Origin of the sequence: Clostridium sp. SY8519, assembly GCF_000270305.1 — a bacterium.
Taxonomy (GTDB): Bacteria; Bacillota; Clostridia; order Lachnospirales; family Lachnospiraceae; genus SY8519.
In genome coordinates this window covers 1,992,035-2,011,302 of record NC_015737.1, presented here as the reverse complement: position 1 = coordinate 2,011,302, position 19,268 = coordinate 1,992,035, and the positions used below count along the sequence as shown (strand labels likewise).

Here is a 19,268-nt window from a genome sequence, read left to right as displayed (position 1 = left end):
AGAGCTAGTCAAGGCTGGCTCCAAACGCCTGTCTCACTTCGTCAGAATCCTTACCAGAGATTGTCCGCCCGGTTATCTGCTCGATGGCCTTCAGAATCTTCCTGGCTCTATCAACCATGAAGTTCGTGAAATCATCTGCGCGCAGAAAATCGTGATCAATCCAGTGTGATTCCACATATCCATCGAGATCCTCTGGCGAAACAGAGCCTTTCTTCTCGAGTCTGCCCAAATATACAGACGGTGCGTACCCTCCGATTTCGCGATTACTACTTGCCGAAAGTGGAGTCTTATTTAGGACACTGTTCCATTTTGATCTGTCGTATCCTGCTTTGATACAGTAATCTTTTGGGAATATATGATGAATGTCAATCTTCTCATTAGAGAAAGTTGAGAAATCCATTTCCGCGCCGGAGATAAAGTCTCTGGCATGATTCTTCAAGATCAGTGCCATCACGCCTTTATATGCTGCAGACTGACGGGACTGCAATCCTAGCAGTCTCATTGGGTTGAAGTAGAAGTCCTTCACTGTCTTCGGCAGTTCTCCACCATCATTTATCCACTTCGTGACCTGTACGATATCATTTGCATATCTTGTCTCATTTGCCGATCCGTATAATTCACCAAAGACGCCGCACCAGTACCACTGCTTTACCATGATTTTTACAGTTGTTGTGCGTATCCGATTATCATCCATCAGCACTGTGCAAATAGCGGATAGCGGTATCATCTGGGTGCTGTATGGCAAATCAGCGCTTGAGAATATGCGTTCTTCCTTGAGCAACTTCTCTGCAAGTGTAAAGCCCTCACAGAGATCATCCGCATATTTTTGATACTCTGGAAGCGTAAGTGCAAGCACATCCTTCTTTTTACAGCTTACGGTTCCGCCTTTCTTATAGGAAGAAAGCAGGGTAAGAGCAGTCAAGAAATCCGTTGCTGTTACCTTTGAAAGCAGATCTCCAGAGAAGTATTTTTCTCTCCGGTCTTCCCAGTCTTTTCTTAGCTGAAAGTCATCCATGGCAAAGATTGCCGTGACAAGTTCGAACACCGTCAGCGAAACGCCCCCTGTATTGACATTCTCAAAGACCTGGCATACCGCTTCTTTCGGAGTGGTCTTATCCAAAAGTATTACCGGCATCTGGTACTGCTGTGTCGGGTTGATTACCTTTGAAAATAGCTCTGTAAATTCCTTTATCACTTCTGGGTTATATTCATGATAAGCAAAGTAGCTGTTCTGCCAATTCTGCTCCTCCGATGTGTCCAAGATGATATTCAGTGGGAACATCTTCAGTTTATATTCCTGATCCCTGGTCGAAAGATCCATATCAACCTTCCGTCCAAAATCTGAAGTGATCTGCTTGCTGGCAGGAACAGAAAATACGATTTCCTCATCATCAGCTCCTGGGTCAAGAGCCTTTTCGATATTGAGATAATAGTAGCGATCAATCGCTTTTCCCTTGTCCGTTTTTGTATGGACCGGATTTTTGCTGTAGAGGGCATTGTACAAAGAAGTAAGTCTTTGCTGCCCGTCAAGGATCAATTCATCAGGCTGTGTTTCCGGACTCGCTGGTGAGCCTTCAATCGGCTTATGCTTGAAGTGAATGCTCTCGTTCCCGTATTCTAAAAACATCGCCGCTCCTACCGGGAAATTATGGATGACACTTAATATCAGCGCGCGGATGCGACCATCATCCCACACCCATCCTCGCTGGAAGTCCGGCAGCTGAGCTGCACCATTATCCACTTCCTTCATAAGCTCAGTTAGTTGTCTGTCGTTGGTTTTCATTTGATGCGTTGTCCTTCCTATTTTCTAATTCACCAGCCTTAAATACCTCTGACGAATTTTGGCATATGTATATAATCTCGTTAATACATCAGCCAAACAATTTTTCCAGATTCTCTTCTAACGTCCCATCCTTGGCATATTCAAGCGTATCGCACAGCTTGATATTATTTTTCTCTATCTTGATCTCATCACTGAAGCCTAAGATATAGCGGAGGCAGATCCGATAGATGATCTCTGTAGGAGCACACCCGTATACCTGCTTAGCAAAAATATGATTCAATCTCTCTGCATCATCCGGGAACAGTACCTTCATTCTACTGCTCTGAAATAGCCTTGTCACGATCTCCGTGATATACATACCGGACTTCATATAAAGATCCGCAAACGTAGCATCCGGATCGTCAAAGCAGCCCGGGTTCTCTTTCTCAAGCATATCCACCATTTCTTTTACCACACGTTTCGGTGTGAAGACCTCGGCTTTTTTCCGCGTCCTGGCTGCCTGTTCTTCCTGGGACTTCTGGATTCGCGGTTTGATAATGTCTGCATGCAGCAAAAGCAGTTTTTTATTTATTTGCTCCTTATCGGAAAATCCATGTCCGTAGCCTTGATAAGTGTCTGTCGCCCAGATTATATTCTTCTTGGTGGATTTATCTTGCAAAAGCAAGTCTAGAAAAGGTTCAACCGGTACGCTTGTAATGTCTATTAGCTTACACATAAGGATATGTACTCCTTTTTTCACTTGTTCTCATCATTCATATATGCTTTTGTAATCTCTTTACCGTACCTTTTCGCTCGAAGCATCATCTTCTGGCACCATCTCCATAATATCCGATACGTCGCATTGCAGTCCTGTACAGATTTTCGCCAAGACTCCAGTGGTCATATTTTCATTTTTACCCATTTTCGCAATCGATGCCGAACTTATCCCACAGAGTTCCTTCAAATCAGTGCGCTTCAGACCTCGGTCTATCAGCAATTTCCAAAGCTTATTATAACTTACTCGTTTTTTCATCTCTGTAACCCCGTATTTATCAATGTTCTGATTCCAAAAAACCGCATCTTCCATTCTTCTCATCCTTAGAAAATTCCTGAATGTAGCTGTCTTTGTAATCCACATCTTCTGGTATCTCATTTTCCACGATGATTACCTGGTTTTCCCAGCAGTTATCAACCATGTACTGAAATAGTGAATGCCTCATTCCCTTCGTTGCAGCTTCCTTCTCAGAGATATCGTACTTTTTCTCCTTCAGCGACAAAATTGGTGAATCCAGAATCAGAAGATGTGGAGCATATTCCGCCTTACGTTCAAAATACTTCATCAGGTTAAACAGCATTATCGTATTCAGATACGCACGGTATCCCTTGCCCTCGTTTTTCTTATATTTTGCTCCGACGATAACATCAGCAGTATCCTTATTCAATCTTGATTCAGGATCTCCTGGGTACCCACATTCTTTTATCATCTGGTTAAGCGAAGTGCTCAGCTCCTTCCACGTCTCGGGAGTCAGCGAATCTCGACCATTATATGTCCGTATGCTAAAGTCCTCTTCGTTCTCCTTTTTATAGGCATCCGTATTAAGCTCGGCAGACATCTTATCAATTGCATACAACTCCTTTTGCATATCGATAACGTCCTGGAACAAGACAATCTTCTTCTGTAAATCAGCTGCAGCCAATTTTAACTCATCATTAATTTTATATTCGATGTATCCGTTCTCCTCGTCAAGCCCATATAGCTGATCTTTTAGTTTATCAATCTTTGTATCGTTATCTCTGATAACTGTCTGTAGATCGCTTAAGTGCAGTTTAATTTTATTGTATTCAATTTCCGCTGTCTCGATGTAATTTTCTTCGACGCTTGGAACATTCTCCAATGCCTGACCGCAATACGGGCAATTGGATGGCGGAACAATCTTCTTCTCCTTTAACTTCCCGTCTATAATGAATTCGAGCCTCTTCAAATCAGAAGAATACTGTGACTCGAGTGCATGATAACGTTCTCCAGCAAACTGAGCTTCCTCAAGCTGGGCACTCACCTGATATATCTGCTTCAGAAGTATCCGGCTTCTTTCAGTAGTCTTTACAATCTTCGCTTCTATTTCATCGGCTTGACGAAGTGTCTCAGAAAGTTTCTGTTCCGCATCTTCTATCGATAATCCATCTGCCTGTTGCTGAAGCTCTTTTTTCCTTTTTACAAGCAACTCTATCTTTTGATTGGTCCTATGTCAAGATTTAGCACAAGTTAAAATGAGAAATTTATCCTTATCTTAACTTACTAAGAGCAGTTCGTCTGTCTGCTCGTATAGCTTTTCAAAGTCATCCGGTGACATATAATCGCAATGGCTATGAATACGTTTGGTATTATAAAAGGCTTCGATATACTCAAATACCAGACGATATGCCTGCTGATAATCACGTATTTTAAAACGATTCAGCCATTCCCGTTTGATCAGTGCATGAAATGCTTCAATGCATGCATTATCCCAGGGAAAAGCCTTTTTCGAGTAGCTACGCTGCATTTTTACAGTAGCATCTCGATATGCCTTAGATACATACTGACTTCCTCTGTCACTGTGGATAATCAATGGAAGCTCTGTGTTCCGTTTGGCTTTCGCTTTGTTGATGGTATCAATCACACAGGATACCTCTAATGTCTTGCTAAGTGTCCAGGCAATAATCTTGCTGGAAAACAGGTCCATAATACTTGTCAGATAGACAAAGCCATCGACCGTCCAGATATACGTGATATCACTGCACCATACCGCATTGGGACGATCAGGGCTAAACTATTCATCCAGGAGGTTTTTCAGTTCGTAACTCAAATCAGAGTCTATGGTAGTGATGGTCCATGGTTTCACCCATTGGGCTTTGATCCCCATTTCCCTCATACATTTTCCAACGGTACGTTCTGAGATGATCTCTCCCCTCTGACGTAGTTTTTTTGTTATTTTAGGGGCTCCGTAGTTTTGCTTCGATTCCTCATAAATATCCTGTATTTTTCTTTTTATGTATTCCCTGCGTTTTTCTGTATCAGAAGGAGTACGGTTCAGCCAGGAACGATATCCTGACCGTGAAACGCCTAAGTATTTCAGCATTCCGGAGACGGAAACCCGGCGGCCCTGTTTTCTGGCAGCTTCCGTCTTTTTAGAAACCCCGAGATAAATAGCTTCTGTTATTTTCCCAGAATGCTGATTGCTTTTTTTAGTACATCAAGTGCATCTTTGGCATCACGGAGTTCACGTTTCAGACGAGCGATTTCTTTCTGCTCATCGGAGGCGTAATTACCGGAACCACGAACAGTAATATCGCCAGACTCCCGGAACTCCCTCAGCCATCTTGTCAGGGTGCTGTAACCTACACCGAGATTTTGGGCACAGCCACGAACACCTAGCTCCTTGTGTTCGAAATAATACTGGACTGCATCCAGTTTGAACTGTTTGTCATGTTGCCTTGCCATCATGAGATCCTCCTCCAGTACGATGTTTCTATTGTATCATGTATTGTCTATTTGGGACTTTCTCATTTTGACTTGCACTATTTATATTCTAGTACCAACAAAATTCGGCTCTCCGTTGGAAAAGTCCTGAAGGAAGCTATAGACAGCCATTTTGAGAACTCTTACCTTGACTTCGAGTTCTGCTACCTTATTTCTTATTGATTCATGTGCGTCCCAGACAGAAAGGCCCCCTTCCTGAATCCTGCCCTTCAGGAAAGCTGCTGTCAGCTCGATACACTTTTCAGCGCCGCCGAGATCACATGCAGCATACAAAGCCCCCATGAAGTTTGCTCCGACAACAAAGAGCGGTGCCAGTGTTCTGTCTGCATCAGATACCTTGACATTCTCAAAATAAACAGTTCCTGTATGGCTGCCTTTCCAGCCAACCTTCTTTTCAATGTGGCCGACAGAAATACCTTCAGCATCAGCAGGAACTATGAATGAAACAAGCCCTTCTCCTGTCAGTGGATTGACCGGCTCACCCGTTCTTGCGATCACGATATAATAGTCAGTTACATCACCAAGAGTGATGAAGCACTTATTTCCGTTAATGATCCAATTATCTCCGTCACGTACTGCCTTGGTTGAATAACCGTCAAAGAACAGAGCACCCGGCGCTTCGTTCAGTGCGAGTGCCAAAAGTTTCTCTCCTTTCATTGTAGGAACAACATACTTCTTGATCTGCTCCGGTGTGCAGCCTTCCATCATTCCTCTGATGAACACATTCTCGATCATTGCCAGTAAAGCGAAAGTATAGCTTTCTTTGGACAACTCTTCCATCATGATTCCTATGACGCCATCGCCGATGAGATTTTCCGGCTGCGCGACCAAAAAGAACAATCCGAGCTTGACAGCCACCACCTGGAAGAAGCCATGAACCGGATCAAGGAGCTACAGGACTTCATCGTCGGTCAGGAAACCGACATCACAGAGTTTGATGAGGCTCTGGTCAAAAAGCTCATCGAGAAAATCACCATCTTCGCCGACCACTTCACCGTGGAATTCAAGTCCGGCACCACAATCGACATCGAAGCATAAGACAAGGCTCCTTGCCACTGAACCTAATCAGTAGTGAGGAGCCTGATTTTTCTTTTAAAGCCCTGTCTTTATTTCATCTTCGCAAACACATCACCAATATCCCCATCAATGCAGATGCTTCTGTTTGCAATTTCGCTCGGACAAAATGCCTCACCATAATTGATGCAGACATACACTGCCTTTTCATTTGTCATCGTCATTTGCCAGAACGGATACTTCACAATGACAGGTGTATTGGCTCCTACGCCAAGCTCCAGATAAAGCACCTGAAGATTCTTAGTCTTAAGCAGGAAGTCCGCATATGCCGCAGACGCTCTGTGCCACCCTTCATCCTCGACAAAGGAATCATCCGCACGAAGATTCATAGTAACATCCGAACCATCATCTGGACATTTCGGAATGAGCGATACCGGAATCTTCATTTTCAGTTCATCACTTTCCGGAACCTGAAACACCCCATTCTCGTCCCTTCTGAACCCCTGAGCCTCCATTGCTTTCATTACCCATTCTTCATTATCATAGGTTTTCTGCATGGATGAATTGGCGCTCTGGAAAAGTCCATAGTCTCCTTGGGTGTAGAACAGACGCCTTTTATCGAATCCTGCTCTCTGAAACTGATGATCTACATTCGTTGTAACAACAAAATAATCCTTATCTTTCACAAGTGAGAGCAGTTCCCTATAGACAGGCTTCGGTGCATCAATATATCGGTTGAAATAGATATGCCTTGCCCACCACGCCCAGCGTGTTTCTTCATCGGGGAAGGGATAGAAACCGCCGGAATACATATCCTGGATGCCGTACTTTCTTGCAAAATCAAAGAAGTACCTTTCAAATCTCTCTCCGCTATAGGTTAGTCCGGCGGAAGTAGAAAGTCCGGCACCCGCTCCGACCACAATAGCATCTGCCTCTTCGATCTCTTTCTTTAATCCAGAGAGTCGTTCCTCCTTAGAACCTGTTTCGAATGTCATATTTCTGCTGAAATAACGCACCGCACTGAGTCCCTTTTGAATGCTCTCCTGATAACCGTTCGGCATTTCATCGTATAAGTTCTTCATAGTATTTTTTATCCTCGTCCTTAAAAACATTAAAGATCACCCTTTCCATAGCACCCGGATGTTGTGAGAGCCAGCTGTCTACGGCGCTGACGGCAATCTGAGCTGCCCGCTTGTTCGGAAAATGAAATACGCCTGTAGAAATACAGCAGAATGCCACGCTTCTCAAATTATTAACAAGACACATATCCAAGGTATTCAGGTAACAGTCTGTCAGTTCCTTCTCCAGTTCCGGCGTCAGCTTGTATTGCACAATCGGGCCTACGATATGAATTACCTTTTTCGCAGGAAGATTATAGGCGTCCGTCAGCATTGGAACAGCAGTCGGCTGCTCATAATCTTTGCCGTATTTGATCCTCAGCTGATTCATCTGCCTGCTGCACTCTGCTCGAAGCTGGACTCCGGCAAAAGTGTGAATGCAGTTGTCAATGCAGGTGTGCATCGGGACAAAGCAGCCCAACATCTGAGAATTCGCAGCGTTTACGATAGCATCCACAGCTAGCCTTGTGATATCACCCTGCCAGATGGAAAGCCCGTTACGTATCACAGGAATGTCCGAAAGCTCCACGATCCCATTTTCACGGAGTCGCTCTTTCAGATAATCATCTTGAATGCGGAGAACAGATTCGTCCATCCTTCGCGGCATACGGATGTTCATAAGCGACCGAAGAATGCGTCGTTTTCCTTCGGTGTCTTTAGGCGTTTCCAAATCTTTATATTGAACAGAATCTGTTTTAAGTTCCTCTACGAGATAATCCAGCCGCTGATTCTGTGTCATTTTCTCGTTCATGTGATTACCTTCTTTCCACCGCACCTACAGGACATTCCGTCATGCAGTTCCCACAATGCAGGCAGTGTTCCTGCTCGATCACATAGGGAATACTATCTGTCATGATGCAGTTCTGCGGACAGACTGCCGCACAACTTCCACAGCCGATGCAGGCATCAGTAATGAAATATCCCTCTGCCTTTTTCTCTGCTCCTCCGAATGTAAAGGAGGCACGCTCGATTGGTTTCTTTGAAAGATCAAACCACTCCCCGCTGCCCTCATATATCTGAAACACCGTCAGAGCATGCATAGACTCCTCTGTTGGATATATCTTACGCATATACGGATTTTTCTCGAACAGTTCCGGAATCCTCTCATATCCAAGCTCCCGAACTTTTCCGCGGATAGACACAGCCACGCTGCTCATGGTATCCTCGCCTTTCATCGCAGTCAGGGCAAGAAATTCTCTTTTCTTCAGTCTGTCATAAAAGCCTTTTCCCTTTGCAGTAAGGAAATACAGCCCATTTTCATCACTGTCCATCATATCGATTGCTGCCGTCACCGGAAGGCACTCGTCATCGACAGTGGCTACAATTGTTCGATGTATTTCATTCACTATATAGTCAAGATAGTCTTTTGCTGTCACGGTTTACGCCTCCTTAGAAAAAGACCCCGAAGCTGTCTGTCCCGGAGTCCCGTTTTGTCAGGTTTCTTTTGTCAGAATGTCCTGCATTCCTGTCCTCAAGTCCGCTATGGTGTACTTTTTCATTTCATCTTCCATAGCGTTTTGAATGTTTTTCAGCTTGTCATCCAAAAGAGCATGGATGTTTCGTCCTACCGGACATTCCGGACTCGGTTTTTCATGAAACCGAAATAAGTCTCCGCCTTCAACAGGCTCTATGGCCTGATATACATCATAAAAGGATATATCCGACAGTTCTCTTGTTGGCGAGATTCCGCCAGTTCCCCTTGCTACTGTGATAAGCCCTGCACTCTGCAGCTGTGTGAGTATTTTTCGAATGATGACCGGATTGGTTCCTATACTTCCCGCGAGAAAATCACTCGTAACCTTATATTCATCCTTAAACGTATCCACACAGGTGAAGATATGTAAAGCCACCGTAAATCTGCTCGATATCTGCATATAAACCACCTCCGGCTGCCATTCTACATCACGCATGCTGTAATTTCAACGGTTACATTAGAATTTGCCGTTCTGGTTCTGCCATGTCTCTTTATCAGCAATGGTTTCCATGACATCCCAGTACTCTGCCACCTTACCGTTCTCAACCCTCCACAGATCGTAGTAGGAAGTAGGAGTTCCGCCAAAGGTGCCCTCGGAAACGGCCAGTACATAATTGCCCTGCGCAAGAACCTGATGGATATTGTCATAGATCATCTGAATGCCCTGCTTTCCAAGTGCCTCCAGAGCAGCGCCGAGGCCGGAAAGGCCGTCAGCAATTCCTGTGTTGTGCTGAATATAGGTGTCACCGTCAAAGTAGGAAGGTGTCTTTTCGGGAGCCTTGCCCTGCATTACATCATGAAGGAAGTTCTTGATGATATCACGGTTCTCCTCAGTCTTATCGAGGTCTTCCAGCGAATCGTAGCCGTCAATCTGCGTATGACCGGACGGATTTGGTTCTGCCTTGGCCGCGAGATTGTCCCAATGCTCGGCAATCTTGCCATCAGCATCAAAACGGAAGATGTCAAAGGCGACCTGTTCTCCGGCTCCTGCGAAGTTATATATAGTCTGCAGGAACACCTTGTCGCCATCCTCGAATGCACGGATGTTATTGACCGTAGTCTTAACGGGAGCGGATGCAAGATAGGCAACGCTGCCTACAAAAGCGTCAGCGCCTGTGCCATAAGCGAGGTTGTGCTGAATGTAGCCGGGAGCAAGAAGCTCCTTTGCCTTTGCGGTATCACCGTTTGCGAATGTGCCGATAAGTGCCAGCGCCTTTTCTTTGTTTGTCATGATGGTATCCTCCTTAGATTGTCACTAATATTTTTATCGGTTGTAATCGCTATGGTTTCATCTGGTGATCATAATATAACACGCCGCAGGTGTAATGTCAATGGTTACATCTATTTTTTCCAAAAAATTTTCCGGACGCTTTCTATGCATCCGGAATTTATTATTAGTTCTGACATCTATCTCACAGCCACAACTTCCCAACATCTAACTCGGCAACTCAACATAGTGACATCTATCGTGGCAACTCAACTCTCACACTTTTTGACCTGATTTTACTTTGGATAAGTTGCCGAGAAGCGTTTTGTCTGTCCGATGCCAAATTTGCCCGATTGCCCGAAACCGCAGTATACTTAAGCTTTCGCGCCTACTTCCCTTCGACCCTTGACATCAAACATACCGTCTCAATATGGCAAGAGTGGACATTGTGAATGTCAAAATTGCCCTATCCACGCTTGCCCGAACTTATCGCACCTTTTCCTCGTTTGCCCAAACATGTCTACAAACTGGAATTTGCGCTACTCAAACCACGCAACCGCACGTATAGGAGACCCATCACAATCCGCGAGCTTCAACGGAAAGCAGCTGAACCAAAAGAGTTCAGATCCACATTTCCCAAGATTGCATAGGTTCTCTATGTTGATAATATCCTTGTTCTTAAACAGTTTTTTGTGCCGTGTAAGGTTTTCATCTGCAATAGGGTCAAGACCGATCACATCAAATCCTATCCCTTTGTAGTTTCCATCAAGAATGTGATCCAAAACAGAATCATCGATACATGGGTAGTCTCCAAAATATTCCTTCGTGCCCCAACGTTCATCCCATCCAAGATAGAACAACAGGAAATCAGCATCTTTTACCTTCTCTCCATAAGCCAGCAAATGCTCCATGGTGATTGGCTCGCCTTCATTTAATGAAGTGCAGTCAACCACCAACGCTTTTCCGATAAATTGGTCCGGGAGAAAAGCATCCAATGTAGTCCTGTCACGAAACAGGTGAGCAGGCGGATCCATATGAGTTCTTGTATGTGTAAACATAGATATTCTTGTTTCCTTAAACCCATCTTTCTCATAAGTATTAGCCGATTCAAAGATTGGTGGTTCGGTACCCGGATAAACAGGCATAGTACTTTCAATAACATGTGTTAAGTCAATCACTCTCATTCATTACACTCCTTTACAAATCCCAGTTGTCGCGCTGACATCTAAACCACAGTCACAACCCTGCGTTATCCAAATCACTAACTCAACCCTATCGCAAAAACATCTGCTTGTGTCAAGTAAAGACCAAAAAATATTCATCTCCCATTGACAAAGGCTCCGATAGGAACGCATCCTTCCGGAGCCTTGCTCTTAGTGAGATAATACCATAAAACGCCGAATTCCAAGCTCGTCGAGCGTGCTAGACTCTGACAGGAGATCCAGCACGCTCAATACCTTGTTGCGTTCACTTTTTGAAAAATCAATCCATCCAAGATGGCATAACTCACGTCTTCTTTCCATTCAATCCTTATAATCCCAGACGTTCATTCACAATTCCTCAGCAAAGAAATCACTGTCTAATCTCTTAACTTCATAGATATGCTCAACAGATACGCCGACATTATGCTTAATCATCAGCTTTGTGAGAGCAGTTCCATCTACCAGCACAACCTTTGCACCAAGGAGATTATCAGCAAACTGTAACGCTCCGCTTGAAAACTTTGCTGTTGTAATAAAGAGGCCTTTCTGCGCCTGCTGCCCCTGCAGAGCACCAACAAACTTCTGAATTTCCGGTTTGCCTACAGTCTGATCCACTGCCCACTGTTTAGCCTGAATATAAATATGGCTGAAGCCCAGCTGGTCTTCCTTAATGATTCCATCGATTCCGCCATCATTGGACGGCTGTGTAACCATGCCAGCTTCTTCAATCCCGCTTCCATAGCCCATTTTGAGAAGAAGTTTCACCACAAGCCGTTCAAATTCGCTCGGAGTAAGCTTCATCACTTCGTCCATGAGCTGGCTGGCAAGCGTCGCATTGACCTGTTGGAAAGCGGCATCCAGTGTTTCCATGGGCGACTCATCGGATTCCGTATTATCTTGATCCGTGTCCTCTGCCGATTTGGAAGTCGCCGCTTTATGAAACTCTTTAAATTTGTCAGACCGCTCCAGATATTTCAGATCGATCTTTTCTCCGGAAGTCAGCGCATTCTTACCTGCTTCCGTAATCCGGTATTTTCCTCTGGTAGGAGTTTCTATCAGCCCGGCTTTATCGAGATATGTCCTTGCCCATGCAACTCGGTTAGCAAATGTGGTCTGCTTTCCGCTGGGCAGCATCTCCAGACGATCTGCATCTGAAATATTCATCTCTTTTGCTATGATCTCCCTGACTTCCTTGGCTGTATGCAACTCTCCATCCTGTGTTGCTCTCAGGAATCCTTCAAAGAACTCAAAAAACTTTGGAACGGCCATCAGTTCACCTCTTTCTCGTAATAAACCTTCAGTATCCGAAGCATATGTCCTTCGGCAATACCGCTATGAATGAGAGATCCATTGTCAAAATGATCTCTTCTAAAATGCCATACTATACAGCCCAGTACCTGTTCTGCAGAAAGAGCCCTCAGATCCTCTTCTGCCGGAGCAGCTACTTTATCCTTCATTCCTCCGGTTTCCACCAGATCACCGTAGTTGTGAACCACAATATCGTTCTGGTAGGTATCTTCCATAAAGTATCAATAGAGGAAATGGATCAGGCTCCCATGCTTATCGTCATTCTTATAAATGGAATGATCTGCACAGGCTTCTTTTAAGTCTGGATCTGCGTCGATCATCTCCAATACCGGTATGTACTTGGTGCAGAAATCCAATCGCTGCTTCTTTGTCACATCCTGTGCTTTCAAGCGGCGGACGGTATCATACACATCCTGCTTCATCTCGTAGAATCCGATGACCGGCAGGCCTCCGCCCATGTTTGTGCGCATAGTAACTTCCCAATCATACAAAGAATAGCCATTATAGAATACATCCCTCTCGCAATGCCCTCTTAAGGTGTCGCTATGCGCATGGATCGCATTATAGAACTGCGGTATCCGCTTGAGTTCTCCGGCAGTCATGTTCCATTCTTTGATCGGTTCCAGATCGCGAGCATCAACATATTCCACCTTTCCATGCGGTGAGGACTGGATTTCCTGACGCAGTTCCTCGCGAACTTCCATCAGAATTCTGCCGAGTAGATTCTTTCCTTTCCACTTGGCAATAACGAGCCTGTCGGGATCGTTGATATCAATACCGATTTCCCATTTCTTGTCATAAGGTGAGCATTCTGCCAGCATAATCAAATTCGGCCGGATACCAGTTACTGAAGCACCCATAGGCCTCGTTTTCATGGAAAAAACCGACCATCACAGGATCATTTGTTCCATTGTCCGATTCATTCTATGTCGTCGACTGATATCTCTGCGTCTAATACATCAAGAGCCTTGTCATAAGCAGCTTTTGTTCCGGCATCAAAAAGCACCCAGATAATTTCATCAATTGCATCCGGATTAGCACTTACAAACTCACTTGCAGTGCGAACAGCAATATCAGCAGCTTCATCGAGAGGATAAGAATACACACCCGTAGAGATCGATGGAAAAGCAATGCTGCGGATACCATGATCCTTTGCCAGCTGCAGGGAATTCTTATAACAGTTCGCAAGAAGCTCTGCTTCACGATGTCCGCCGCCGTGCCAGACTGGCCCGACCGTGTGAATGATATATTTACAGGGAAGGTTATAAGCCCCTGTAATCTTCGCCTCGCCGGTTTCGCATCCATTCAATGTCCGGCATTCCGCTAGCAGTTCTTTCCCGGCAGCACGATGAATAGCCCCATCGACACCACCACCGCCAAGAAGCGATTTATTTGCTGCGTTTACAATCGCCACCACAGAGTCAACCTTTGTGATGTCGCCTTGAATTGTCCGGATAACAGTATTGCCCTGTTTCATGGCGATCCTCCTCTCCCATGTGCCCTCAGCACACAACTATATTTCTTCCAAATAGCGGACCGGCATTCCGTTCGCCAGCGCGTATTCGATCTCTGATCTGGTGCTGGATCCGATATATCCGCCGACATTGATGACGTAGATCTCATCAGCCATATCGATCTTGCGTTTATGCATATCGTCCAGCATTTCTTTTGTCTTTGTCAGCGTACCCTCGTCCATGTTCTCCCAGACTTCATTGTCGCCGGAATGGCCGAAGAGACCGACGCTGATTACGATGTTCCCTTCCAACGTCAGCAGCTTCTGGACATCCATGAACTCATCTTTGAAACGGGTACTGCCGCAGAGGGTGATGACTTTATACTGTCCCTGCATATCAAATCTCCGCATCACACAATACATCTAATATGTTTTTGTACTCTGTATAGGACTGATCGTCTAGCAACGAGTATTTTGCATTTTCCAACTTAATAACATTTATATTTCCTTTGGTGGTAAACTCTGTTTTATCAAAGCCAATGCTGGAAAGAACAAGCTGTGGGCCGCTTGCATTGTCGAGAATGTACTGCAACAATGCATGTTTTTTCACGTTATCAGTTTCAACATTATTGGGGCTATCAAACACTATCGGGAATTCAATTGCATTGGGATTGAATTCCTGGCGCAAATTCAAGATTGCCAAATACCATATTACTGTGGCTATATTTTTGTTGCTTCCACTAGCAACAAAGTTATTGGTAAGTTTCTTGAATTTTTCGGGCTCAATTTCACTCAGCCCAAACTTTGTCCTTGCGGTTACCAGTAGTTCATAGTATTTGTCTTCAATACGTTTTTTCTTTTCTCCGTATTTTCTTATTTCCTTAGCTATTTCCTTCAGTTTCTCATCTTCTTCATCGATGAGATCAGACACGTCATGACGTTCCGCTATGATTCCCTCACGGATTTCACATAACCCTTTATATCGGATAATGTCATCTGCCTGCTTGGTATTGATTTTAACTTTGGCCTCGTATGCCGCCAGCTGCTCTAACAGACTCTGGTACTTCTTTTCTTCCTTTTCGATATCCTGCGTAGCATTTTGTATTGAGACTTGTAATTCGTTTTTAACTGTTACAATATCTTCAGCAAGGTTGTACCGCTTGCTCCTTAAAGAAGTAGTTTCTGTAATTACGGATCCACATTCTGGGCACTTGTGTTCAATCAGCTGTTTAATTTCTTTTTCATTGGCATCTGAAAGAGAGCTCATCTCATGAAGCAATGCTTCGTATTCAAACAAGCTATTTCTCAGATCAACCAATCTCGCTTTGCACTTATTAAGCTTTGACAGCACATCAGCGTATTCTTTGCGATATAGTTCGACATCTTTACGTAATGCATCAATGTCTGTAGAATAGGCCCCTGTTCCAAGTCTACTTTCTATATCACTTTGCATTGCATGGAGCATATCAAGCCGCGACTTATGAGCGCTGAATTCTTCTGACAACGCCTCTTTTGTTCTTACAAGCTCAAAATACGATTCATCATATATCCCAAGATGATAAAACAGCACAGAGTCTTTATAATTCGCATATTGCTGTAGGTTCTTGAATGATGAGTACTTGCTCCCATCATAATGATCCTGATCTAAGAAAAACGGTAAATAGTTATACACTGGCGGGGTTATCTCTAGTTTCTCACTTGTCCTTCCCGGTAACATAACTGCAAATCCAGTAAACTCTTTGATCTTTTCAGACAACTCGTGGCTGTGTGTAGACACAAACAGAAGTTTTTTATGCTCATCAAAAAATTTATATAAATCAGCAGACCGATAAATATAATACCCATTCCCATCGATAAACAGATGTAGGATATATATCTTGCTCTTTGTGTCCCATTTCGTTTCAAAATGACTTTCTGCACCAAGGGCGTGGTACAAACTACGCATAACGACAGACTTACCTCTGTCAGTGCCATCCTCCTGATTAGAAGTAATGACATTTACTCCTTCTTCAAAAGAGATCCTCTTTGCCTTCTTTTCTTGTGGGGAGAAAAGATATAACTCCTTAAATGTCATCTTCATATCCATACACTCCATCTTCATATCGTTTAAGAATAACAATATATAATACGACTCTATCTGCTCTACTTACTTCTACCGGAAATCGATCATTGAATTTTGAAATCAATAAATCTATAGCGCTATCAGTATCTCCAACGTCATGTACCAAGAGAAATCTGGATATTTCCTTTTCTATTTCTTTAATATTCCAAGAAGTAGACAACAACTTGAGAACGTTAGGCAATGATCGCTTATAAGTCATTCGTTCTTTAACACCAGGCAAACTTTCGATGTATTCGACTGCCGCCTGAAATCCCGTCTTTGATTTCTCTGCATGAAGGTCCAGTAATTCATCAAACTGGTTCCTTGAAAGGCCTTTTAATCTTTTAATTTCCTCATAATCATCAGCAGAATATTCATAACACGCTTTATCAGAAACAGTGTCAACGATTAGGCGGTAAAGAGCATTTGGATTTGTAGGTTCACACTTCTTAATTTTCTCAAAGACAAAGGTTAACTTACCGCGAACGGCATCATCCGGATGCTCTAGATCCATATTTGTCTGAATATAAAATATCTTTGTGAAATCGATATCATCTATACTCAGTTCCTTCTTAAGTGCTTTCTCAATTTCCCTCTGATCCTTCTCAGGCAGCTTTACAAAACAATTGATTAACTGATCGGCGGGCATTGAGTTATATGGGACATTACTAACAACAGCGACCCTGACACTTCTTGCTAAGTCACCTTTCGCGAGAACATACAGCTTGCCTAGAATCGAGCCTTCACCCTCAACTTTAGTAAGCCTTTTTGTGGTATATGACTTACAGCGCCCATGCGTCTTAATCTGAAAAAACTCAAAGCCATCCTTGTAATGTATTTCAATATCACAGGCATAATCAAAGACCATAGTAAAATCCTGCTCGCCTTCCATTAGGTCAAGCATTTTACTAACGCCCCACAAAAGCTCTGCTCGAAATCGGTTTTTACTCCTGCTGCCTGATAAATCATGCGGCAAAGAGAAGTAGTAAACAGGAATGTCCAAACTGTTCCACCACCTTCCGTTGTTGCATTTACTCCACACCCAGCGCCTTATACACCGCATCCTCAGCGCTGCTATAGAAAATCAAATTGAAACTACCCACGAGATCTGCCGGGACAGTGCCGAGATCTCCTGCAGACGTAATCGGCAGCAAGACCTTTTTTGCCCCGCTATCCAGGCATACCTGCAGCGAATTGGCCAGCTCATCAACCTTGATCATCGTTCCACTTATGCTAATCTCGCCGAGCACAGCAAGGCTGCTGACTGTAGGCTTTGACAGAGCAATAGAACACAACGCAATCAAAGTCGGAAGTGCCAGTTTACCGGTCATGCCGATCCCCTGAAGATCCTGATAGTTTACGATGTAGTCCTTTGTTGTCGTACTGATGGCTCCGCTGATCCGGTTTCCGTTGGCTTTCAAGAAACTGAAGGCTGTATTGGAAGCTTCACGGCACTCCCGGTCGGATCCCAGGCCGGTCCTCTCGAATTTGCCGTTGCCCGGGAGCATCTGGGATTCCAGACGGAACACACCAATCATGCCGGACTTGCCCTGCGACACGGTATAAACCTGCCCGGGATTACACATACCTTCTGGAATCAACTTTCCGCCGCCCTGTTCTGGTACGCTTACATATTTCTCTTCGAAAGATTCATTGTCTATGTAAGAGAAATTCACGTCATAAAATTCCATGCCGCCCAACTTCTTCAGCTGTTCCTTGACACGGCGACGCATCTCCAGCGAAATCGTCAGGATTTCTTCAATATCTTCTTTTGTGAACACACCGTCCGGATAAAGCAGCTTTACAAAACCGCCGGCCATCTTGCGGACAGCGATCGTATCACGCTGGTTCAGGTTTTTCCCCAGGCGGAAATACTTGTCTAAGGCATCGCCATACTGCTCTTTTCGCAACTCCCTTACGAATTCAGCCAGATAATCAGTGATGAAACCATAATCATCGGTGAAGTGCTCCGGACGGAACTTCGGAATCTCCCAGCCGGGGATATAACAATGCATACGATCAAGAAACGCTGTATCTGTTCCCATTTCCGGCGGGAATGGATCAAAAAGGCTAGAAGTCTTCAGAAGCACGTCCACGCTCTGATTAATGTTGCCGACAAAGACCATAGAAGCAGAGGCTGCCTTTTCTTCCTTGCCGCGGGCAAAGGATCCGGAAGCCATATAATCCTTCATGATCTGTATGCCGTCCTTGTCCTTAAAGCGAATACCGGCAACTTCATCGAAGGCTACACAATCCCAAAGGCCGACCAGTCCGACCGTTTTTCTTCCCATGTTGTAAAACAGATTCGCGACTGTGGTCTGTCCGCCGGACACAAGAATGCTGTTCGGGGAAATCTCTTTATATAGGTGTGATTTGCCGGTGCTTCTTGGACCAAGTTCACACAGATTGAAGTTATTCTCAATGAGCGGCAGCATTCTTGTCAGAAGCAGCCATTTCTCTCGATAATTCAGCTCATCCGGTTCCATACCGATGGAACGGAGAAGAACATCGATCCATTCCTCTTTCGAGAAGGCTTTACGTCCTTCTTTCAGTTCATCGATATCTACGTGAGGCATCTGAATCGGTGTCAGCTTCCGGATATGAATTGGTGTGCCATTACATTCTTCCTCGATAAACTCATAATCCAGCTGCACAATACACCAGATTCCTCCGCAGAGAAGTCTGTCGAATTTTGTCGGATATTCCTCATCGATTGGAACTGCCTTCAGGCCCAGATTGGAAAACTCAGCCACATAGCAGTCATGCTTGATATCCAGATTCACTGTAATCATATCAATTACGGTATGACTGCCTCTCTGGCGAAGCATCGACAAAATCTTCTGGGCTTCATCCGGTCGCACAAAGTTATCGGCCAGGATGCGTTTTACGTTCTCTACTCCCTGCTCAATGACCTCCGGATCATCCGATGAGCAATACTGTCCCAAAAGGAATTCCAGCACGTAAACAGGAACATTTGCTCCTTCTTTTATCTTCTTGGTTAGATCTTTGCGGACAATCTTCCCGTCAAAGTGCTGGCGAAGCTTATTCCTTATGACAGATCTTTTATCTTCGCTCTCCATAAATTCCGTCATGCTCTGCCTCCAATCTGTAT

The 19,268-nt window shown here is 44.4% G+C and carries 22 protein-coding genes and 1 pseudogene; 1 reads left to right on the top strand and 22 read right to left on the bottom strand.

Annotation, left to right across the window (positions count from 1 at the left end):
* Positions 1-4 precede the first annotated feature (4 nt).
* The 8 genes and pseudogenes from CXIVA_RS09425 to CXIVA_RS13500 form a co-directional block, all read right to left on the bottom strand.
* Positions 5-1,783: a DUF262 domain-containing protein gene (locus CXIVA_RS09425; protein ID WP_013977796.1), complete on the bottom strand. Its 1,779-nt coding sequence runs from the start codon at positions 1,781-1,783 to the stop codon at positions 5-7.
* Positions 1,784-1,871: 88 nt separating this feature from the next.
* Positions 1,872-2,498 (bottom strand): hypothetical protein, encoded by a 627-nt coding sequence (locus CXIVA_RS14240; protein ID WP_013977795.1) that lies wholly within the window; start codon positions 2,496-2,498, stop codon positions 1,872-1,874.
* A 60-nt stretch (positions 2,499-2,558) separates the two neighbouring features.
* Positions 2,559-2,795 carry a helix-turn-helix transcriptional regulator gene (locus CXIVA_RS09415; RefSeq protein ID WP_041728908.1) on the bottom strand — a complete coding sequence of 79 codons (237 nt, stop codon included), beginning with the start codon at positions 2,793-2,795 and terminating at the stop codon, positions 2,559-2,561.
* Positions 2,796-2,814: 19 nt separating this feature from the next.
* Positions 2,815-3,984: a hypothetical protein gene (locus tag CXIVA_RS09410; RefSeq protein WP_013977793.1), complete on the bottom strand. Its 1,170-nt coding sequence runs from the start codon at positions 3,982-3,984 to the stop codon at positions 2,815-2,817.
* A gap of 66 nt (positions 3,985-4,050) precedes the next feature.
* Positions 4,051-4,557 (bottom strand): annotated as a pseudogene (locus tag CXIVA_RS14385) (IS3 family transposase); the annotation flags it as partial.
* Between the two features lie 12 nt (positions 4,558-4,569).
* The gene (locus CXIVA_RS14505; protein WP_013977791.1) at positions 4,570-4,878 is read right to left on the bottom strand and encodes an IS3 family transposase; all 309 of its coding nucleotides are present in this window, start codon (positions 4,876-4,878) and stop codon (positions 4,570-4,572) included.
* A gap of 77 nt (positions 4,879-4,955) precedes the next feature.
* The gene (locus CXIVA_RS09400; protein WP_013977790.1) at positions 4,956-5,243 is read right to left on the bottom strand and encodes a transposase; all 288 of its coding nucleotides are present in this window, start codon (positions 5,241-5,243) and stop codon (positions 4,956-4,958) included.
* Positions 5,244-5,321: 78 nt separating this feature from the next.
* On the bottom strand, positions 5,322-6,062 hold the full coding sequence (locus CXIVA_RS13500; RefSeq protein ID WP_148267810.1) for an acyl-CoA dehydrogenase: 741 nt from the start codon (positions 6,060-6,062) through the stop codon (positions 5,322-5,324).
* Positions 6,063-6,152: 90 nt separating this feature from the next.
* Between CXIVA_RS13500 and CXIVA_RS09390 the strand changes: the two genes are divergently transcribed.
* The gene (locus tag CXIVA_RS09390; protein ID WP_013977788.1) at positions 6,153-6,317 is read left to right on the top strand and encodes a hypothetical protein; all 165 of its coding nucleotides are present in this window, start codon (positions 6,153-6,155) and stop codon (positions 6,315-6,317) included.
* Between the two features lie 68 nt (positions 6,318-6,385).
* Here CXIVA_RS09390 and CXIVA_RS09385 read toward each other — a convergent pair whose 3' ends face one another.
* The 14 genes from CXIVA_RS09385 to brxL all read right to left on the bottom strand — a co-directional run bounded on the left by CXIVA_RS09385 (position 6,386) and on the right by brxL (position 19,248).
* Positions 6,386-7,375, bottom strand: a complete 990-nt coding sequence (locus tag CXIVA_RS09385; protein ID WP_013977787.1) for a hypothetical protein — start codon at positions 7,373-7,375, stop codon at positions 6,386-6,388.
* Positions 7,356-8,150, bottom strand: coding sequence for a protein-ADP-ribose hydrolase (locus CXIVA_RS09380; RefSeq protein WP_041728896.1), 795 nt, complete (start codon positions 8,148-8,150; stop codon positions 7,356-7,358). The genes CXIVA_RS09385 and CXIVA_RS09380 overlap by 20 nt, the downstream gene beginning before the upstream one ends.
* A gap of 16 nt (positions 8,151-8,166) precedes the next feature.
* Positions 8,167-8,787, bottom strand: coding sequence for a 4Fe-4S binding protein (locus CXIVA_RS09375; RefSeq protein WP_013977785.1), 621 nt, complete (start codon positions 8,785-8,787; stop codon positions 8,167-8,169).
* Between the two features lie 57 nt (positions 8,788-8,844).
* Positions 8,845-9,321 carry an Rrf2 family transcriptional regulator gene (locus CXIVA_RS09370; RefSeq protein ID WP_347475626.1) on the bottom strand — a complete coding sequence of 159 codons (477 nt, stop codon included), beginning with the start codon at positions 9,319-9,321 and terminating at the stop codon, positions 8,845-8,847.
* A 21-nt stretch (positions 9,322-9,342) separates the two neighbouring features.
* Positions 9,343-10,116: a nuclear transport factor 2 family protein gene (locus CXIVA_RS09365; protein WP_013977783.1), complete on the bottom strand. Its 774-nt coding sequence runs from the start codon at positions 10,114-10,116 to the stop codon at positions 9,343-9,345.
* A 515-nt stretch (positions 10,117-10,631) separates the two neighbouring features.
* A complete protein-coding gene (locus CXIVA_RS09360; RefSeq protein ID WP_013977782.1) occupies positions 10,632-11,276 on the bottom strand; it encodes a cyclase family protein in 645 nt (214 codons plus the stop codon).
* A 366-nt stretch (positions 11,277-11,642) separates the two neighbouring features.
* On the bottom strand, positions 11,643-12,563 hold the full coding sequence (locus CXIVA_RS09355) for a restriction endonuclease (protein WP_013977780.1): 921 nt from the start codon (positions 12,561-12,563) through the stop codon (positions 11,643-11,645).
* Entirely contained in the window at positions 12,563-12,817 is a 255-nt protein-coding gene (locus CXIVA_RS09350; protein ID WP_013977779.1) for a hypothetical protein, read from the bottom strand. Before CXIVA_RS09350 ends, CXIVA_RS09355 begins: the two co-directional genes overlap by 1 nt.
* Before the next feature lie 6 nt (positions 12,818-12,823).
* Positions 12,824-13,462, bottom strand: coding sequence for an NADAR domain-containing protein (locus CXIVA_RS09345; RefSeq protein WP_013977778.1), 639 nt, complete (start codon positions 13,460-13,462; stop codon positions 12,824-12,826).
* A 59-nt stretch (positions 13,463-13,521) separates the two neighbouring features.
* Complete coding sequence (locus tag CXIVA_RS09340) at positions 13,522-14,079, bottom strand: O-acetyl-ADP-ribose deacetylase (RefSeq protein WP_013977777.1); 558 nt, start codon at positions 14,077-14,079, stop codon at positions 13,522-13,524.
* Between the two features lie 36 nt (positions 14,080-14,115).
* A complete protein-coding gene (locus tag CXIVA_RS09335) occupies positions 14,116-14,451 on the bottom strand; it encodes a hypothetical protein (RefSeq protein ID WP_013977776.1) in 336 nt (111 codons plus the stop codon).
* Between the two features lies 1 nt (position 14,452).
* Positions 14,453-16,135, bottom strand: coding sequence for a hypothetical protein (locus CXIVA_RS09330; protein WP_013977775.1), 1,683 nt, complete (start codon positions 16,133-16,135; stop codon positions 14,453-14,455).
* A complete protein-coding gene (locus CXIVA_RS09325) occupies positions 16,119-17,159 on the bottom strand; it encodes a DUF4297 domain-containing protein (RefSeq protein ID WP_158309838.1) in 1,041 nt (346 codons plus the stop codon). The genes CXIVA_RS09330 and CXIVA_RS09325 overlap by 17 nt, the downstream gene beginning before the upstream one ends.
* A gap of 28 nt (positions 17,160-17,187) precedes the next feature.
* Positions 17,188-19,248 (bottom strand): protease Lon-related BREX system protein BrxL, encoded by a 2,061-nt coding sequence (gene brxL, locus CXIVA_RS09320; protein ID WP_013977773.1) that lies wholly within the window; start codon positions 19,246-19,248, stop codon positions 17,188-17,190.
* Positions 19,249-19,268 lie beyond the last annotated feature (20 nt).

What these genes read in the sequence shown, in the direction of transcription:
- CXIVA_RS09425 (WP_013977796.1), bottom strand. Translation starts at nt 1,783, where the DNA reads ATGAAAACCAACGACAGACAACTAACTGAGCTTATGAAGGAAGTGGAT.
- CXIVA_RS14240 (WP_013977795.1), bottom strand. Translation starts at nt 2,498, where the DNA reads ATGTGTAAGCTAATAGACATTACAAGCGTACCGGTTGAACCTTTTCTA.
- CXIVA_RS09415 (WP_041728908.1), bottom strand. Translation starts at nt 2,795, where the DNA reads ATGAAAAAACGAGTAAGTTATAATAAGCTTTGGAAATTGCTGATAGAC.
- CXIVA_RS14505 (WP_013977791.1), bottom strand. Translation starts at nt 4,878, where the DNA reads ATGCTGAAATACTTAGGCGTTTCACGGTCAGGATATCGTTCCTGGCTG.
- CXIVA_RS09400 (WP_013977790.1), bottom strand. Translation starts at nt 5,243, where the DNA reads ATGATGGCAAGGCAACATGACAAACAGTTCAAACTGGATGCAGTCCAG.
- CXIVA_RS13500 (WP_148267810.1), bottom strand. Translation starts at nt 6,062, where the DNA reads ATGATGGAAGAGTTGTCCAAAGAAAGCTATACTTTCGCTTTACTGGCA.
- CXIVA_RS09390 (WP_013977788.1), top strand. Translation starts at nt 6,153, where the DNA reads ATGAACCGGATCAAGGAGCTACAGGACTTCATCGTCGGTCAGGAAACC.
- CXIVA_RS09385 (WP_013977787.1), bottom strand. Translation starts at nt 7,375, where the DNA reads ATGAAGAACTTATACGATGAAATGCCGAACGGTTATCAGGAGAGCATT.
- CXIVA_RS09380 (WP_041728896.1), bottom strand. Translation starts at nt 8,150, where the DNA reads ATGACACAGAATCAGCGGCTGGATTATCTCGTAGAGGAACTTAAAACA.
- CXIVA_RS09370 (WP_347475626.1), bottom strand. Translation starts at nt 9,321, where the DNA reads ATGCGTGATGTAGAATGGCAGCCGGAGGTGGTTTATATGCAGATATCG.
- CXIVA_RS09365 (WP_013977783.1), bottom strand. Translation starts at nt 10,116, where the DNA reads ATGACAAACAAAGAAAAGGCGCTGGCACTTATCGGCACATTCGCAAAC.
- CXIVA_RS09360 (WP_013977782.1), bottom strand. Translation starts at nt 11,276, where the DNA reads ATGAGAGTGATTGACTTAACACATGTTATTGAAAGTACTATGCCTGTT.
- CXIVA_RS09355 (WP_013977780.1), bottom strand. Translation starts at nt 12,563, where the DNA reads ATGGCCGTTCCAAAGTTTTTTGAGTTCTTTGAAGGATTCCTGAGAGCA.
- CXIVA_RS09350 (WP_013977779.1), bottom strand. Translation starts at nt 12,817, where the DNA reads ATGGAAGATACCTACCAGAACGATATTGTGGTTCACAACTACGGTGAT.
- CXIVA_RS09345 (WP_013977778.1), bottom strand. Translation starts at nt 13,462, where the DNA reads ATGGGTGCTTCAGTAACTGGTATCCGGCCGAATTTGATTATGCTGGCA.
- CXIVA_RS09340 (WP_013977777.1), bottom strand. Translation starts at nt 14,079, where the DNA reads ATGAAACAGGGCAATACTGTTATCCGGACAATTCAAGGCGACATCACA.
- CXIVA_RS09335 (WP_013977776.1), bottom strand. Translation starts at nt 14,451, where the DNA reads ATGCAGGGACAGTATAAAGTCATCACCCTCTGCGGCAGTACCCGTTTC.
- CXIVA_RS09330 (WP_013977775.1), bottom strand. Translation starts at nt 16,135, where the DNA reads ATGAAGATGACATTTAAGGAGTTATATCTTTTCTCCCCACAAGAAAAG.
- brxL (WP_013977773.1), bottom strand. Translation starts at nt 19,248, where the DNA reads ATGACGGAATTTATGGAGAGCGAAGATAAAAGATCTGTCATAAGGAAT.